This window comes from Vulcanisaeta sp. JCM 14467 (genome assembly GCF_001316245.1).
In the GTDB taxonomy this organism is placed as follows: Archaea; Thermoproteota; Thermoprotei; order Thermoproteales; family Thermocladiaceae; genus Vulcanisaeta.
Window position 1 is genome coordinate 25,485 of record NZ_BBDM01000017.1, and the last position, 14,339, is coordinate 39,823.

Sequence of the window (14,339 nt, forward strand, 5' to 3'; positions counted from 1 at the left end):
AATCTAACTAACCGCGTTTTTCTTAAGGATTGATGCCTTATCTTAAGACTTAGTAATTATTAATGCTTATTTAGATGAACGTTTAATTTTCAAGATCTCCTTAAGCAATGTTATTTCATCCTCGTTGAGCTGATCCTTGAATTGTGTCATTAGGGTTATTGCGTGCTCCTCGGGCACATCCACGTAGAGTTCGTCACCCTCCTTAATTTGTCTACCGATCATTACATTACCCTCTATGGATATGGCGACTTCCATGCCCTTCCTAGCCTCTGGTATGTTCTTGCCCTTATCCTGTATCTGCATTATAGTCCCCACCCTCCTGCCATCACCTCTAATTAGCGGATAACCGGGCTTTATCGATCCCTCAAGCACGGCAATACCCACGATTACTGGGTTACTCCTCCTGAATACGTAGCCCGGCAATATCCTTATCTTACCGGGCCTTATGTACTTCTCGAGCTCAGCCTCTATGAGTCTCGTCTTCTGCTCCTTGTACCACTGGGTGAATTCCTCAACGAGCCTATACAGTATCTCGTTCCTGAAGATCTTCACACCATTCTGCATTGCCTCAACCTCCACGTCATGCGGGACCTTAACATTGAACGCCAGGACAACACCATAGAGTGGGTTCTTCTTCCTGACTATGGATGCCTCGACTACGTCTCTCCTACTCACGTTGCCAACGTCAGCCTTTCTAACGGGTATCCCCTGGCTCCTTAGGTATATCACCATGGCCTCCAGGGTACCCAACGTGTCCGCCTTAGCTACTACGCCCTCCTTATCAGTCTCTATCCTGACCTCCGAAACCTCCTCCCTAACCAACTTAATGTACTCATCAAGCGATGCTGACTGAGGAACAACAAACACGGGCGCGCCAGGGACGACTTGGTCAAGACCATCGGCAATTATCTTAACGCCAGCCGCCGCCCTGACCTCATCCATGAGCATGTACCTATCCTCAGGATCCCTCATTTCGTCAAGTGGCTTGGGCATTACGAGCATCTTAACTCTAGTGCTTACTGGGCCCTCGAGCCCCGCCGTCACTATTAAATCGCCCTTCCTAATGACTCCATCATAAAGCACAACATCAGCGGTAGCACCCCAACCCTTCTCCTCCCTAATCTCCATAACGACACCCTTACCTGGCCCATAGGTGACTCTCAACTTCTCCTTATTGAATCTCTGGCTTAATCCAGCAAGTACGACCAATAGGTCGGCTAGGCCCTCACCAGTGACGGCACTTGTTGGCACTATGGGGACCTGCGTATTGAAGTCCCTGACCCTGTCATACCTATCCGCGTCCATGCCTAGCTTATTGAATTCCTCTATTATCCTAGCTATGGCCTCCTCGACCCTACCCTGGACATCCTCCCTCTGCTTATCGTATGAATCCAGGAACGGGGCGTTCTCATGGGGCTCCCAGCCATATATCCTGTCCAGCTTATTCGCAGCAACCACGAAGGGTATGTTCCTGGACCTAATCAGGGTTAGGCTCTCATATGTCTGCTCCTCAAAGCCCTTCGTGATGTCTATTACAAGCACGGCTAGGTCAGCCACCGAGCCGCCCCTACGCCTTAGGTTTGAGAATGCAGCGTGGCCCGGCGTATCAACCATGAGGAAGCCTTTATCCAGACCCTACCTTTAAGCCTAAACTTAGTGAGTAGTGGATCCGCCAGCCTTTCCACGGCGATCCAGGGTATGAAGGATAGGCCTATGTGCTGTGTAATCATGCCAGGCTCTCTATAGGCCACGAATGTGCCTCTAATCTTATCGAGAAGGAGCGTCTTACCGACATCCACATGCCCAACTACCACGGTGATTGGCGGCCTATAATCCACGAATGATGAATCAGCCTTACTCATAACTACCTAAATTGATTGTGCTGCTTGATTTAAAAATCATTTTTCTTCATGATGTAGTAGTGCAGGTATTACCTTCTTTAGTAGTAGGGTTATTAGGAATAGAATGAGTATGGAAAACGATGATGAAAGCATCAACGTGAAGTAATTAGTATTGATCCCCAATACCACCACGTACGTAGCCATTACATGACCTAACAACACGTATAGGTAATACGTGAGTATGATGGATAATGCAAGAGTGATTAGTGACACTAGGAATATGGGTATGTTCATTAACTTATTTAATAATAGAAATGTCATTAGGGAAGTAATAACCAATAATGAGAAGAATAATGCATAACTAATGCCAATGGCTACCAGGAATAACTCGAGTATTGAGTACACCTCAGCTGCAATGAGGAGGTACTGCGAATATGTAGGTCTCACGGCAGTGATCACGTATAGTGATAGAATCATAAAAATACCGATTACGTCGAATACCTTCAATCCTAAGTCATAAGTTAATAATAGGTTAATTATCAATAAAGCCGTACCACTAATAATCACGGAAAGCCTTGACGACCTCATGACCTAATCACCGAGAATTACCACATTCACATCCCTCAGGTCAATATTGGCCTTTATTAATTCATTAAGTGAATCCTTAGTTATTAACAGCAGGGAGTTACTGCGTAAGTACTTAGCAAGGGCTTCGATATCCCCCTTGATAGGCCATGATCAGTATTTACCGGGTAAAGTAGTAGCATTATTTCATCAGTATTCAACTCTTTTGCGTACTTCCCGAGAATTTTCAGAGCCCTATTAATCAATTCCCACCTATCCTCAAATCCCATTACCAACTCCCTAAGCCTAAGCTCTAAATTAACTAGTGATACACTTGATGTTATGTTTAACGACCTTACCAAGCCATTACCAATTAATATGAGAGAGAAGTTCATACCCCTTAAGCGGCTTAAGTACATTAACGCCTCATCAATAGGCCTCATGTCACCCATGGGCTTGAGCATCCTTGGCGTATACTCCATTATGACGAGCCTAAGTGCATTACCCGCCTCAGACCTAGCCACACTGATTAACTCATTAACCCTGGCACTAGTTATCCAATGAATATTACTGGCGGGCTCCATGAAGCTGTAATTCCTTAGGTACATGAAGTCACCCATCTTGGATTCCATGTACGTCGCATTATCCACGTAATCACCAGGCAGCCTTTGACCCATCACCTCAGGCGGCGCAACCTAGTTGGTTCTATCGGTATTTCACGCTCAATCTTAATAAAGCGGGAATTCCTAATGACCCCGAGTGGGTCGGAGACCCTAATCACAATACCCACTACCTCAGCAACACCAAGCCACCTAACCCTTATATCAAATTGCTCCTGGGGCCCATTAATTACGATTTGGTAATCATCACCACATAATAGGTGGGGCGAGCATACTAATGATACATGGGCAGGTAATTTAAGGCGTAATGGGGATACCGCGGTAATGCTCAATACTATGCTTCTCCCCGCATGCGTTATTTCATGACTGAGCCTGAGCGTCCCCAGGACTGTACTGGTTACCAGGTCCCAGGTCAGGAAGTAGGATGTGAACACTAGGAATAAGCCAACGCCAATCAGTAATGGCGCCTCGCTCCTCGCATAAATGCCCAGGTACATTAGCAACGCTATTACTACGTAAATCACCAAGATAGCATTACCCCTAATTATGGAACTCATTCCTCACGCCACACTAATCCTAATCATTAACCCCTTATTTACTTTTTATGAATGTATTAGGTTTAATGATAGGCATGCATGATCTTAGGACTTCCTGCTTAAGTAGTAATATATGTAGTACCCTATTATCCATGGAATCATGAGCAGGAAGGATGCCGATGCCGTGTAGAGCACGGTTGTTAATAACTGCGAGTAATCATGAAGCTTATAGATACTTATTGGTTCGAATGCCGTCCAACCAAAATTCGTAAATGCCTCAACCCAAATCACGGCATCACCACCTATATGATACACATAAACGCCGTTACCCAGGGGTTCCCCGACAAAACCCAGCGCGACCCTGGTTGGTATGCCCAATGACCTAAGTATTGCCATGGCCAATACCACGTAGTCTATGTAACTCCCCGTACCATTGACCAGGGTATAATCAATAGGGTACGTTGTATTAGAAATGGTGAAGCGACCATTATTCAAGTAACTCAATAACGCATTAATAACCAACACCCCACTCCCATTGAATGACACGGGTATTAATTCCCACGATACATTGATGCCCAGCGATCCCACATAATCCCTGGCGTACAATATCTCAATACCTGTATAATTAAGGTCTTGGTCGATGTGGCATACGGTTAATTTAAAAACCGCAGCATCAATGGGTTCCTTACTCGCCAATAAATCGCCAGGTTCAAGTACATCAACCTCGGTGAATGGGACCACGTTAACCAACGTTATGTTCGCGACCATAAACGTTAATGACCTACCAACATTGACGGTTATTGGGATTGGGATTGCCTCGATTGGCTGCGAGAAGTTCTCATAAATAACGTAAGTATTACAGTCAGTACCAACGGCGAGGTCTATCGTTACTGGAGGATAGCTCGTAATCACTGGGATGGGATTTAACGTATTGATTAATTCATTACTAGTTGAATTATAGCTATCGAATACGAAGTACCTCAGTAATACGGGTATGCCCGACCTAACGTATACCGTGAGGTTACTAATCGCCAAATTTGACAGGCCTGAATATGACAATGCACCTGGCTTGTTAATCACGATCACCGGCGTGAATGAGCCTACGAATAACGTACTGTTTATTGAACCGTCGTAAAAGCCCACGTAGTCCGTACCATTAACGAAGTCGAGAATACCCGGGAAGATTCCCTGACCCTCTATAGAGCCAGGGCCTACTAACTTAACGGATGCCCTTGGTATAACCATCACGGCATACTTAATACCGCCCTGCTGTGTCAGTAACTCTATAATTACGCTGCTATTCGTAGTCGCCACCACAAAGTAGGGAGCACTTAGTGATAATGAGTACACCATTGACGCACCAGACGCCGCGGGCTTAATCGCAAGCATTACCCCCAGCAAAAGCATTATTAATGCATTCATTGGCAATTGCCTTAATGAACCTTAAAAAAATTCTTTTTGCACTCCCTAATCCTTATTGTACTAACTGTAGTACTTATCGAGTTATTAGTAAATACGCCGGGTATCGTAGCGACGATGCGATTGAATTACCTATACAGCGGTAGTTATGAACCTATATCGTGGCCCATAATCAACGTGACACTCACGGTAAATGGGTCATTAATTAATGGCATAGTGATAGTGGTCTCCCCAAGCACTGAGTCAATAAATGAGGCATTCACTGGATTACTCGTCCTACCCAATAATACCTCCTACGTAATTACGGGCTTCCTGGGGAGCTCGTCGATTTACGTAATTAGTATTGAGAGGATGTCCGACCAAAGCCTAATCAATACCCAATACGGTTACAGTCAATACTACACAGCAGGCAGGGGAGGCATTATTAAAAGAGCTCTAGGTGGCTTGGGTAGCTCGACCAATGGCTCATCAGTAGGTAATTTAAGTAGGGAGGTGGGCACAAGGATCATCAGTAAACACGGGGTTATTCAAAGCATTAATTATCCACTAATAGTAATTACGGCTATGATCATTATTATGTCGGCATCATTTATGGCAATGCACATGAGGAGCAGCATGAAGTACCCTGAATGCCTTGAATATGGCATTACGAAGATCGTGCAAAGAATGAAGATAAGCGATCCAGGGCTAACACCCAGGGAGTTAGGTAATTACATAATTGACCGCATACACGATAAGCAGACGGTTGAGGAAATGATAAGGCTATTCGAGGAGGGCATGTACGGCAGGAAGAAGATTGATTGCAGGAGATTTATGACGCTCATCAGGAGGGTTCTTAAGAGGATTTGATTGCATAAACTTTAAAAATTACTATTGAGAACGAACGCCGTATGCGAATTTATACATGCAGTTTTTGCGGGAGGCCGATACCGCCGGGCACTGGGATAATGTACGTTAAGGCAGACGGCACAGTACTCAGGTTCTGCAGCCGTAAGTGCTTCGTGAGCGCCATCAAGTATAACCGCGACCCAAGGAAACTGACCTGGATTAGGAAGATGAAGAAGGTAAAGAAGGCCCCTTGATTCGGTTTGATCCAGCACGCTTAATTCTATTAGCCACTATTCGCTGTTCTTACATATTGTGGTAGTTGGACGTACCCCATTATGAATGATGGTGCGTATCCTGTGGCTATGGGCCTCGCTTCAGCGAGTAGTCCTGGTGTTAACTCCTGCGGTAATTGGTTCATTGGACTTGTGGTGTTGATTATGTAGATTGCGGGTTCCTCGGTTATGTATTTGCCCTCCTCGTAGAGCTGTTCGGCGGCTTGCGTGGCATTACTAGTGGGTAAAACCCCAATCCAACCATCCCTAACCATCAACCCAACCTCCTCACCCTCATTGGTCACAGCACATGATGGTAGTGCGTAGGGCACGGCTGAGTAGATGAGTACGGTTATTACGTCATCGCTCGTCAAATTAATTGGTGGTAAGTGGGCTTCAATGCTTGTGTAGGCCACGGCCATGTATCCATTACCATTATTGCTGACTGCGAATTTCAAGCCCTCGATGGGTGATGAGGTTGCGTGGGATGCAATAAGCCTACTATTAACGTAAACACCAATGATAAATGCACCACCTGGATTCGACAACCTCGAGAATGCAGTCAAAGTCTCATTAATAATGCCCGCTGGGAAGGCTATGTCGATCACCACGCCATTAATGGTTACATTGCCATGCACGTGGTAATTAAGCACAACCATCGAATTGCCGGGAATGACGATATTAACATTATGGCTCCAACAACCGAGGGCACCATAGTAAACGCTAGGGAAAACCACCGCACCCGGAAGTGGGTGGAAGTGTCTAGGCATTAGGAGGTACTTGATGTACATGGTAATGAGTAGTAGCGATACGCCTATTATCGCCAAGGTTATTACCGCCACTAGCGTGAGTAGTCTACGCCTACTCATCGGTCCGCCTTTGCACGAAGAAGTACTTAACTCTAGGCATTAGTAAGCAAATGTTCTAGGAACTAAAACACAAAGCCCAGAGCTAAGTAGCCAAACAGGTTAAGTCCCATTGTCTTCTCCTGAACTATTTATTTACGCCATGCTAAATTGAGCACCTAGGGCTTTAGGTTTTGGTACGTGGTGTACCAATGGCTAGAGTAACTAGGACCGAGCCCGATCTGGGTCCTTGGTGGGCCATATGGGGAGCTGGGCCTGGAAAGGGCCTGGGCAATAGCACTACTGGCAATAACGGTTGTGGCGGCGGCAATGGTGATCACGGCATACACTGAGCAACACCCAATCAAGGCAATCAAAATAACAATAAGGAATATAAGGAGTGATAACTCATAGGCATGCATACCACTATATGGCGGAGCAATAATATCGAAGAACTACACCGAATCTGCGTCACATCAACGCCGCCTATTAAGTTATGGAAGCCTAGGACGTGAGTAAGTAATACGCCGTGGTTAAGGGTTAAAATCACCCTTTCTTCCTTCTTTTCTCCTTCCTATTACATCTTTGCCGTAGGGTTTGGAGAGCTGCTTTTTAAGTTGGTTTCCTGATGCCCTGGTTAATGGTTGTTATTTATAGTGGTAGGCGCGTCACGCTGGATGTGTCCAGGGTAGTGCTGCCGAATGGTCATGAAATGAATGTGGAGAAGGTCGTGTTCCCACACGCCGTGGCCGCATTACCAATTTATGAGAGCGATAAGGTCGTTTTATTACGGCAGTACAGGCCGGTGATTGGTAATTACATACTCGAGGTGCCCGCGGGCGTGGTTGAGGAGGGTGAGAAGCCCGAGGAGGCCTTGGTTAGGGAGCTGAATGAGGAGGTTGGTGCTGAGGTTGATTATTTTGAGAAGCTCTTTGAGGGCTTCACATCACCTGGCTACTCCACAGAGTACCTAACCATTTACTATGCCAACGTTAAGAAACTGAGTGAACCAAGACCCGAGCCCCACGAAGTTATTAATAGGGTGATCATCAGCCTTAGGGATGCCTTCGACATGGTCCTAAACGGCAATATTGCGGATATGAAATCGGCCCTGGCAATAACACTATATATGCTTAAGAAGGGCGTTAAAGCGTGATTAGTATGAGGTTAACTGAGGAGTTGGTGCTTAAGGCCCTGGCTGGTATTAAGATAGAGCCCAGGAACTTCGCGGCCTTGTACGTGTTTAGGAGTAGTAACGATATTTTTAAGGCCCTCGTGGTGACCATACTGACCCAGAATACGAATGATAGAAATGCCCTTAGGCTTATGAGGGCCTGGTCAAGGCCGTTGGTGATATAACGCCCGAGAGACTGTTAAGTATTGGCGAGGAGGCCTTGGCCAACGCCATTAAGCCGGCAGGCATGCATAGGGTCAGGGCTAGGAAGATAATTGAGCTATCCAGGGTAATCCTGGAGAAGTACGGTGGTGACCTCACATGGATTAGGGACGCACCGCTTGAGGAGGCTAGGAGAGCATTGCTCGAGCTTCCTGGCGTTGGTGAGAAGACCGCGGACGTAATACTGGTTAACCTGGGTAAGCCCACGTTCCCAGTGGATACACACATAACCAGGATATCCCTTAGACTGGGCATTGCCAGGTCAAGGAATTACCGCGAAATACAGAGGGCTTGGATGAATACACTAACCCCTGACCCAGGTAGGTACCTTGAGGTCCACCTTAAGCTCATTCAGTTCGGTAGGGACGTGTGTAAGGCTAGGAACCCCAGGTGTGATGTGTGTGGCTTTAAGGATGTTTGTAATTACTACAATAACATTAAAGGAAGGGCTGGTCAATGATTGTTTTTATCGGATTAATTCCTTGAGGTATGGCTCCGCATTGACCTCTCTATAGCCCTCCTTCGTTATTGTAACCACGTCAATACCCTCGCCACTGCCTGGGTCGTGGTATATGGCCGACCTGACAGCCCTAACCGCCAGTCTAACCGCATCCTCAATACTCATGTCCTTCCTATACCCGTCCTCAAGGACTCCGAAGGCTGTTGGCGAACCGCTACCCGTCGCCATGAACTCGGTCTCCCTGGTAAGCGTGCCGAAGAAGTCCAGCATGTATATGACCGGGCCCTCGTCCGGGTCCCAACCACCGAATATCATATGCACTAAGTAGATGTATGGCCTGCTTGAGAATATGATTAATGACGCGTAATTAGCCAGAGCCTTATTGATATTGGCTTGCCCGTCTCAACCTTGTACTGCATCGCCGTTGTCGTTAATGCGTCAAGCACCTTCTGTAGGTCAGCCACGGCACCACTCATCGTCGCCGCCACGTGATTATCAATCTTCCAAATCTTCACACCCTTCTTCCTATGCGCAATGTAGTAACCGGCAGTAACCCTCCTATCCGTGGCTAGCACAACGCCGTCGTTAACCACAATCCCTACGGTAGTCGTCCCAGTCATTAACCTATTAATCTTATCATTGCTTGTTGTGAACATCAACCTCCTTGAGAATTAATTTATTAATAAATCTTAACCTAATTCCTTAACTTATTGAGAGGATTGCTGAGCCTGCTGGGACTCCGGCTTCGTCTCGGCTTGCTTCTCCTCGGCCTTAGCCTCGGCAGGCTTGGCCTCAGCCTCCCTCTTAATCTCTATCTCATCGACAAAGACAACCTTATTTACGTTGGTGAATTTATTCCCGATGTCGTCGGCTATCCTCGCCTTTATAGTGCCTATATTCTCCATGAACAGCGTCTCAATGGGTAATTTGACCGTGACCACGGAACCACCCTCACCAAGCTCAACACCGACCTTATCAAGCTCGATCCTGGGTATATACTGCTTAATTATGTACTTGACCTTATCCTCCATGGTCTCCAACTTCTTAACCACCTTAGCCGTAATTACAAGCGTCTTCCCAGCCAATGGGTGGTTGAAGTCCAGGGTAACCCTACCACCCGTTATGCTAACAACCCTGGCCTGCTGGTTATTAACCTCGACAATGTCACCAACCTTGGGCAACTTACCGTACCTATAGAACTCCCTAATGGATATAACCCTGACCTTACTCGGATCCCTCTGCAAAGGCCTTGTCCGGCGGTATCTCCACGGTTATTTCCTGACCCTCGCTCGCATTCATTATTGCCTGTTCCAGCGGTTCGAAGAGCTTTGTCTCACCGATGATTATTAGTCGTGGTTCGTAAACCTCATCAGGTCTGTAAATACCGGCCTCCCTGGCTTTATCCTCTACAGTGGTCTCCACGACCTTATTATCATCCTTATCAACAACCGTGTACTCAAGCAGTACGTAGTCACCCTTCTGAAATGGCATCGTCTATGACGATTGATCGCCCCTTTTAAATTTTAAGCTGCAGGAGAATTAGGTTTTAATCCCCCTTCATGATTAATTCGTGTGATGAATATAGCCTATGTAGTGGGTATTGCAGTGACGCTATCGATAATACTGGCATTCCTGGGCATAGCGCTAATAATCATCGACATAATGAGGAGCCATAGAGAAGAGAGTAGGGAAGATGGTGAGGAGAAGAGGGAGGAGAGGAAGTCTGGGGTTGGCGGTGTAATCCTGATAGGCCCTGTGCCCATAATCTTCGGTAACGATTCATCAATTATTAAGTGGGCTATAGTACTGACGATAATAGTAGTCGTATTATTCGTAATACTCACATTACTACCAGGCATACTGTGAGGTGATAGGCATGAGACTTTACCAACTTGGTATTCTGCTGATAATCCTTGCAGTAATCATACCGATCATAGCGGTTATAATGGCCATTGCTGCTGGGGTGAGCGGCTCATATACATCGCAAACCAGTGCGGGTGGTGTGGGTGGCGCCATCGTCATATTCCCAATCGTGCCAATACCAATACTCATAACCTTTGGCAAGTCCCAGATCACGCAGCCATTGATTTGGTTCACGTATGTGGTATTCCTAATATTCCTAGCCCTGATCATATTCTCGGTGGTGCAGTATTATAGGGCGAGGAGGGAGTTAATGAGGCGTTGGCAGGAAGAACATAAATAAACTAGAGGAGTTACTCGGCGCTTAATGAGGCTATACTGGTCACCCGTTGAGTTGGCAAGTAGGTTGGTGAAAAAGGGCGTTAAATACAATTTTGCTACTGGATCACCTGATCCAAGCTTACTACCCATTAATGAGGTTAGGGAGTCCTTTGAGCGGGTTTATGAGGAGTTTGGTAGGGCCATCATTGCTTATCCAGGGCTGGTGGTTTAAGGGAGTTGAGGATTGAACTCTCCAGGTATGTTAATAGGGTCCTTGGCATAAGCACCAATTGGAGGAATGTGATAGTGACCGCAGGCGCCCAGCATGCCGTTAAGTTACTATCGCAGTTATTAATGAGGAGGAGGACCGTGGTGTATGTTGAGAACCCTACGTTCGTGGAGACAGTGGCTCCCATGAGATTTCAAATGGCCCGATTAATAGGTGTTCCCATCGATAATGATGGTATGAATACCCATGAATTGGAGAATTTGGTTAAGAAGTACGGGCCTGGCATTGTGTATACAGTGCCCAATTGCCATAACCCAACAGGAGTATTGCTCAGTAGGGATAGGAGGAAGCACCTAATCGAGATTGCGAAGAGGTATGGGTTAACGATTATTGAGGATGACCCATACACATCGCTATACCCTAACACGGAGCCGACCCTCAGGTCTGTGAGTGATGACGTCATTTATGTCGGAACATTATCAAAGGTACTGGGCCCAGGCCTGAGAATTGGGTTTGTAATAGTTGGTGGCAAATTGAGGGATGATCTCGAGAAGCTTGAGCAACACGACTTCGCTGCCTCGACACTCAACCAGTACTTGGTCTATGACCTGCTGAGGAGAGGTGTCGCGGATGATGTTGTTAAGAGGGCACGTGAGCTTTATCCGAGGAAGCTTAAGGAGCTTGTCGATGCATTAAGTGATTACCTGCCCAATACCCTACTGTTTAAGCCATCCTGCGGCTTTTACGCCTTCATAAGCACCAAGGTGAATGCATGGGAGCTGTTGAGGAGGGGTGTTAAGCAGGGTGTTTTGTTCGTACCGGGTGATAGGTTCTTTATTGATGGTACGCGGCAGGACACGGCTAGGCTTAGTATTGGTTCAATAAGCATTGACTTGATAAGAGAGGGTGTGAAGGCCTTGAGGGATTTAATAACCACTACCTAATGATTATGTACTCATCATTATCACCACCACGCTTTCCACCCAATCCCCTGACTATCGACGCTATTATCATAAGCAGCGTTAACAAGCCAAATATTACTAGTAATGTCTTGATGCCCAGTGGACCGAGTGTCCAAACCCTAACATAGACATCACCACCAGTAATGTTTACGATATAGACATCACTCCCGTAGATAACCATACCGACGGAGGAATTGACCGGAATGCAGTACCTACCTGGGCCCACGTAGTATAGACTACCAATGTTCAATACTGCATTTGGTAATTCATTATTTAGTAGGTCAACGGGCATGAAATCTATCGTATTTGGTTTAATTACCAGCTTTCCCGAACTACTGGCATTTATTACCATAACCCGCTGATAGAGGAGCGACCCATTGCCGAGCAGCTTCACCTGGATTTGACTACCAATCATGGCATTTGGTATGCTTATTACCTGGTTATTACCACTCACTGGAATGGTGTATTGATAATTCCCGTACTTAACCAGTAACTCAAGGTTTAGGTCTGGGCATTTCCCAGGTATTGATATGTTCAGGGTGTAATTGAGGAAGATTGGTATCTCCAATGAGCTACCCTGATAAATAGCGTTTAAACCAAGGTTCACCAACTCATTATTTACCAGGGCATATACATCGTAATTCCCTGGGTAAATACATGAATCATCACTAAGCGGTATCAATGTACCATTAATATTAAGGTATATTAAGGCATTAACGGGGTTACCCGCCTCATCGACTATTGATATGCTTGAACGAGAAATTAATGGTAAACTCACAGTGATTGCTGACGTCGGTATTGAGTTTAGGCGTATGCCTATGGTTTTCACACCACTAATTGTTACGTAAAACGCCCTATCCATTATTGGATTTATTGTTAGGTTGCCCGTTAAGCCCATTATTGAGTTACTCCCTACTGTTACAAATACGTTATTACATGCCAAACTCTGCGCCGATTCGCCAACTATGTTTATAACGATAGGCTCAACTGACTGGGCAATTGAGCAATACGGCGTGTATGCCAGGTAAGTAGTCCATGGAGTTATTCCTGGAATACCTGGATTGATTGGTGTGCAGTTGTTGTAGGAGTATTTAATCCATGGGGCTCCCGTAAGCATTATGATGGGATTCGAGGAAGTGGTTAATACTGGGTTTTGCATACTCGTTATTGGTGCGTAGTAGTAGGGTGTTATCACTACGTATGTCGTGCCGTTGGCCGTAATGCTCACATTACTTGAGTAGGTTATGTACGTGGTTATCTTGGCGTAGGTACTTATCGAACCAATGTTAACGCTTGAGTACTCAGTGCCTAACTCTGCGGTTAGGTAATTATTAATGCCCGCTGTGCTGGTGATATGGATATTAACTTAACTATTGAGAATAGGTAGTTTAGCCCTGGTATTGAGGGTATTGATATGTTTATGGATCCCTGGGTCAGGGTATAAGTAATGTTCGAGACAGGCACCACAAGGGCTTCGAGTGGGTATGGCTCATACGAGTTTAGTCCGAGGTAAATGCCGTATATCGGTAATGAACAGTTGACCTCAATGCTTACATATTTAGGGCTATAGTCAATGACTGGCGTATTCACTGTAGAACCATTATACAGCACCCCTGATACGGACGTTATGCCAAGGCTTGACAGCGGATCTAGGTAGGCACTAAAGAGTACATTGCCCTGGGCGCAGTATTGATAAATTGGTATTACCAATTGATTACTCGTCACATTCATCATTTCCACGTACGTTTGGTTCCCATAACGTATACTGACGCCTAAGTAATTAATCGTGACCTGAGCATAGCCAGTAATGGGCAGCATCACGAATACGGCAATAGCAATAATCCAAATTAGGCGATTTATCACGGTAGGTAATTAGGAAGGAATTATAAATAATACAAACACGTAAAATAACCAGGTGATGATGCAGTTCGCGGAGGAATGAATGACTGGGCCTTTGAGCGCTGATTAGGTGTATATCGTCGTGTTAGGGGGTCCAGCCACTCACGGCTAACTCGACCACGTACCTCATTGTCCTGCTCAGCATTACTTCACGCTCACTAATCTCGTCGTCACATACGCATCTGACCCTCACGGTCCTTGGTTCCTCGTCCGTTATGATGTACGTCACGTGGTATCTGGGCCTAAGTAGTCGTTGCTTAGTGCCCTCACCTGCCTAATCACCTTGA

Annotated in this window: 20 protein-coding genes and 2 pseudogenes; 10 read left to right on the plus strand and 12 right to left on the minus strand. The window is 45.9% G+C overall.

What is annotated here, in order from left to right:
• Window positions 1–66: 66 nt before the first annotated feature.
• The 5 genes and pseudogenes from infB to JCM14467_RS13150 form a co-directional block, all read right to left on the minus strand.
• Window positions 67–1,862, minus strand: a pseudogene (infB, locus tag JCM14467_RS13130) (translation initiation factor IF-2).
• Window positions 1,863–1,898: 36 nt separating this feature from the next.
• Window positions 1,899–2,429: a hypothetical protein gene (locus JCM14467_RS13135; protein WP_252901678.1), complete on the minus strand. Its 531-nt coding sequence runs from the start codon at window positions 2,427–2,429 to the stop codon at window positions 1,899–1,901.
• A gap of 83 nt (window positions 2,430–2,512) precedes the next feature.
• On the minus strand, window positions 2,513–3,082 hold the full coding sequence (locus JCM14467_RS13140) for a DUF58 domain-containing protein (protein ID WP_252901679.1): 570 nt from the start codon (window positions 3,080–3,082) through the stop codon (window positions 2,513–2,515).
• Complete coding sequence (locus tag JCM14467_RS13145) at window positions 3,082–3,582, minus strand: hypothetical protein (protein ID WP_054850468.1); 501 nt, start codon at window positions 3,580–3,582, stop codon at window positions 3,082–3,084. The genes JCM14467_RS13140 and JCM14467_RS13145 overlap by 1 nt, the downstream gene beginning before the upstream one ends.
• An 84-nt stretch (window positions 3,583–3,666) precedes the next feature.
• Window positions 3,667–4,968: a transglutaminase-like domain-containing protein gene (locus JCM14467_RS13150; RefSeq protein WP_252901680.1), complete on the minus strand. Its 1,302-nt coding sequence runs from the start codon at window positions 4,966–4,968 to the stop codon at window positions 3,667–3,669.
• A gap of 51 nt (window positions 4,969–5,019) precedes the next feature.
• On the opposite strand from JCM14467_RS13150, the gene JCM14467_RS13155 reads away from it, so the two are divergent.
• Window positions 5,020–5,829, plus strand: a complete 810-nt coding sequence (locus JCM14467_RS13155) for a hypothetical protein (protein ID WP_054850470.1) — start codon at window positions 5,020–5,022, stop codon at window positions 5,827–5,829.
• 41 nt (window positions 5,830–5,870) lie between these two features.
• On the plus strand, window positions 5,871–6,062 hold the full coding sequence (locus JCM14467_RS13160) for a 50S ribosomal protein L24e (RefSeq protein WP_054850471.1): 192 nt from the start codon (window positions 5,871–5,873) through the stop codon (window positions 6,060–6,062).
• A 29-nt stretch (window positions 6,063–6,091) separates the two neighbouring features.
• Here the strand turns inward: JCM14467_RS13160 and JCM14467_RS13165 are convergent, their stop codons facing one another.
• Entirely contained in the window at window positions 6,092–6,949 is an 858-nt protein-coding gene (locus JCM14467_RS13165; RefSeq protein ID WP_054850472.1) for a hypothetical protein, read from the minus strand.
• Window positions 6,950–7,137: 188 nt separating this feature from the next.
• On the opposite strand from JCM14467_RS13165, the gene JCM14467_RS18825 reads away from it, so the two are divergent.
• The 4 genes from JCM14467_RS18825 to JCM14467_RS13180 all read left to right on the plus strand — a co-directional run bounded on the left by JCM14467_RS18825 (window position 7,138) and on the right by JCM14467_RS13180 (window position 8,781).
• A complete protein-coding gene (locus JCM14467_RS18825) occupies window positions 7,138–7,278 on the plus strand; it encodes a hypothetical protein (RefSeq protein ID WP_252901681.1) in 141 nt (46 codons plus the stop codon).
• Between the two features lie 287 nt (window positions 7,279–7,565).
• Window positions 7,566–8,081, plus strand: coding sequence for an NUDIX hydrolase (locus tag JCM14467_RS13175; protein WP_054850474.1), 516 nt, complete (start codon window positions 7,566–7,568; stop codon window positions 8,079–8,081).
• Window positions 8,078–8,284 (plus strand): hypothetical protein, encoded by a 207-nt coding sequence (locus JCM14467_RS18830; RefSeq protein ID WP_252901682.1) that lies wholly within the window; start codon window positions 8,078–8,080, stop codon window positions 8,282–8,284. The genes JCM14467_RS13175 and JCM14467_RS18830 overlap by 4 nt, the downstream gene beginning before the upstream one ends.
• A gap of 20 nt (window positions 8,285–8,304) precedes the next feature.
• Complete coding sequence (locus JCM14467_RS13180; protein WP_252901701.1) at window positions 8,305–8,781, plus strand: endonuclease III domain-containing protein; 477 nt, start codon at window positions 8,305–8,307, stop codon at window positions 8,779–8,781.
• Window positions 8,782–8,787: 6 nt separating this feature from the next.
• Here the strand turns inward: JCM14467_RS13180 and JCM14467_RS13185 are convergent.
• The 3 genes and pseudogenes from JCM14467_RS13185 to JCM14467_RS20560 all read right to left on the minus strand — a co-directional run bounded on the left by JCM14467_RS13185 (window position 8,788) and on the right by JCM14467_RS20560 (window position 10,272).
• Window positions 8,788–9,437 (minus strand): annotated as a pseudogene (locus tag JCM14467_RS13185) (proteasome subunit beta).
• Window positions 9,438–9,488: 51 nt separating this feature from the next.
• Entirely contained in the window at window positions 9,489–10,025 is a 537-nt protein-coding gene (locus JCM14467_RS13190; protein WP_444823195.1) for a peptidylprolyl isomerase, read from the minus strand.
• Window positions 10,006–10,272, minus strand: coding sequence for an FKBP-type peptidyl-prolyl cis-trans isomerase (locus tag JCM14467_RS20560; protein WP_444823196.1), 267 nt, complete (start codon window positions 10,270–10,272; stop codon window positions 10,006–10,008). Before JCM14467_RS20560 ends, JCM14467_RS13190 begins: the two co-directional genes overlap by 20 nt.
• Window positions 10,273–10,356: 84 nt before the next feature.
• On the opposite strand from JCM14467_RS20560, the gene JCM14467_RS13195 reads away from it, so the two are divergent.
• From JCM14467_RS13195 to JCM14467_RS13205, 4 genes are read left to right on the plus strand one after another with little or no spacing between them, the layout of a single operon-like run.
• Window positions 10,357–10,647: a TIGR00304 family membrane protein gene (locus JCM14467_RS13195; protein WP_054850475.1), complete on the plus strand. Its 291-nt coding sequence runs from the start codon at window positions 10,357–10,359 to the stop codon at window positions 10,645–10,647.
• Between the two features lie 10 nt (window positions 10,648–10,657).
• Window positions 10,658–10,984 (plus strand): hypothetical protein, encoded by a 327-nt coding sequence (locus JCM14467_RS13200; RefSeq protein ID WP_054850492.1) that lies wholly within the window; start codon window positions 10,658–10,660, stop codon window positions 10,982–10,984.
• A gap of 24 nt (window positions 10,985–11,008) precedes the next feature.
• Window positions 11,009–11,194: a hypothetical protein gene (locus JCM14467_RS18835; protein ID WP_252901683.1), complete on the plus strand. Its 186-nt coding sequence runs from the start codon at window positions 11,009–11,011 to the stop codon at window positions 11,192–11,194.
• A 5-nt stretch (window positions 11,195–11,199) separates the two neighbouring features.
• Window positions 11,200–12,135: an aminotransferase-like domain-containing protein gene (locus JCM14467_RS13205; RefSeq protein WP_252901684.1), complete on the plus strand. Its 936-nt coding sequence runs from the start codon at window positions 11,200–11,202 to the stop codon at window positions 12,133–12,135.
• On the opposite strand, the gene JCM14467_RS13210 is transcribed toward JCM14467_RS13205, so the two are convergent.
• The 3 genes from JCM14467_RS13210 to JCM14467_RS18845 all read right to left on the minus strand — a co-directional run bounded on the left by JCM14467_RS13210 (window position 12,128) and on the right by JCM14467_RS18845 (window position 14,281).
• Complete coding sequence (locus JCM14467_RS13210; protein ID WP_252901685.1) at window positions 12,128–13,381, minus strand: hypothetical protein; 1,254 nt, start codon at window positions 13,379–13,381, stop codon at window positions 12,128–12,130. The two genes, JCM14467_RS13205 and JCM14467_RS13210, sit on opposite strands and share 8 nt — an antisense overlap.
• 92 nt (window positions 13,382–13,473) lie before the next feature.
• On the minus strand, window positions 13,474–14,016 hold the full coding sequence (locus JCM14467_RS18840) for a hypothetical protein (protein WP_252901686.1): 543 nt from the start codon (window positions 14,014–14,016) through the stop codon (window positions 13,474–13,476).
• A 121-nt stretch (window positions 14,017–14,137) separates the two neighbouring features.
• Window positions 14,138–14,281: a hypothetical protein gene (locus tag JCM14467_RS18845; RefSeq protein ID WP_252901687.1), complete on the minus strand. Its 144-nt coding sequence runs from the start codon at window positions 14,279–14,281 to the stop codon at window positions 14,138–14,140.
• Window positions 14,282–14,339: the final 58 nt, after the last annotated feature.

Excerpts from the sequence above, each read along its gene's own strand:
- JCM14467_RS20560 (WP_444823196.1), bottom strand. The coding sequence starts at position 10,272 with ATGCCATTTCAGAAGGGTGACTACGTACTGCTTGAGTACACGGTTGTT.
- JCM14467_RS13175 (WP_054850474.1), top strand. The coding sequence starts at position 7,566 with ATGGTTGTTATTTATAGTGGTAGGCGCGTCACGCTGGATGTGTCCAGG.
- JCM14467_RS13150 (WP_252901680.1), bottom strand. The coding sequence starts at position 4,968 with ATGCTTTTGCTGGGGGTAATGCTTGCGATTAAGCCCGCGGCGTCTGGT.
- JCM14467_RS13195 (WP_054850475.1), top strand. The coding sequence starts at position 10,357 with ATGAATATAGCCTATGTAGTGGGTATTGCAGTGACGCTATCGATAATA.
- JCM14467_RS18825 (WP_252901681.1), top strand. The coding sequence starts at position 7,138 with ATGGCTAGAGTAACTAGGACCGAGCCCGATCTGGGTCCTTGGTGGGCC.
- JCM14467_RS13200 (WP_054850492.1), top strand. The coding sequence starts at position 10,658 with ATGAGACTTTACCAACTTGGTATTCTGCTGATAATCCTTGCAGTAATC.
- JCM14467_RS13145 (WP_054850468.1), bottom strand. The coding sequence starts at position 3,582 with ATGAGTTCCATAATTAGGGGTAATGCTATCTTGGTGATTTACGTAGTA.
- JCM14467_RS18835 (WP_252901683.1), top strand. The coding sequence starts at position 11,009 with ATGAGGCTATACTGGTCACCCGTTGAGTTGGCAAGTAGGTTGGTGAAA.
- JCM14467_RS13165 (WP_054850472.1), bottom strand. The coding sequence starts at position 6,949 with ATGAGTAGGCGTAGACTACTCACGCTAGTGGCGGTAATAACCTTGGCG.
- JCM14467_RS13140 (WP_252901679.1), bottom strand. The coding sequence starts at position 3,082 with ATGGGTCAAAGGCTGCCTGGTGATTACGTGGATAATGCGACGTACATG.
- JCM14467_RS13160 (WP_054850471.1), top strand. The coding sequence starts at position 5,871 with ATGCGAATTTATACATGCAGTTTTTGCGGGAGGCCGATACCGCCGGGC.
- JCM14467_RS13135 (WP_252901678.1), bottom strand. The coding sequence starts at position 2,429 with ATGAGGTCGTCAAGGCTTTCCGTGATTATTAGTGGTACGGCTTTATTG.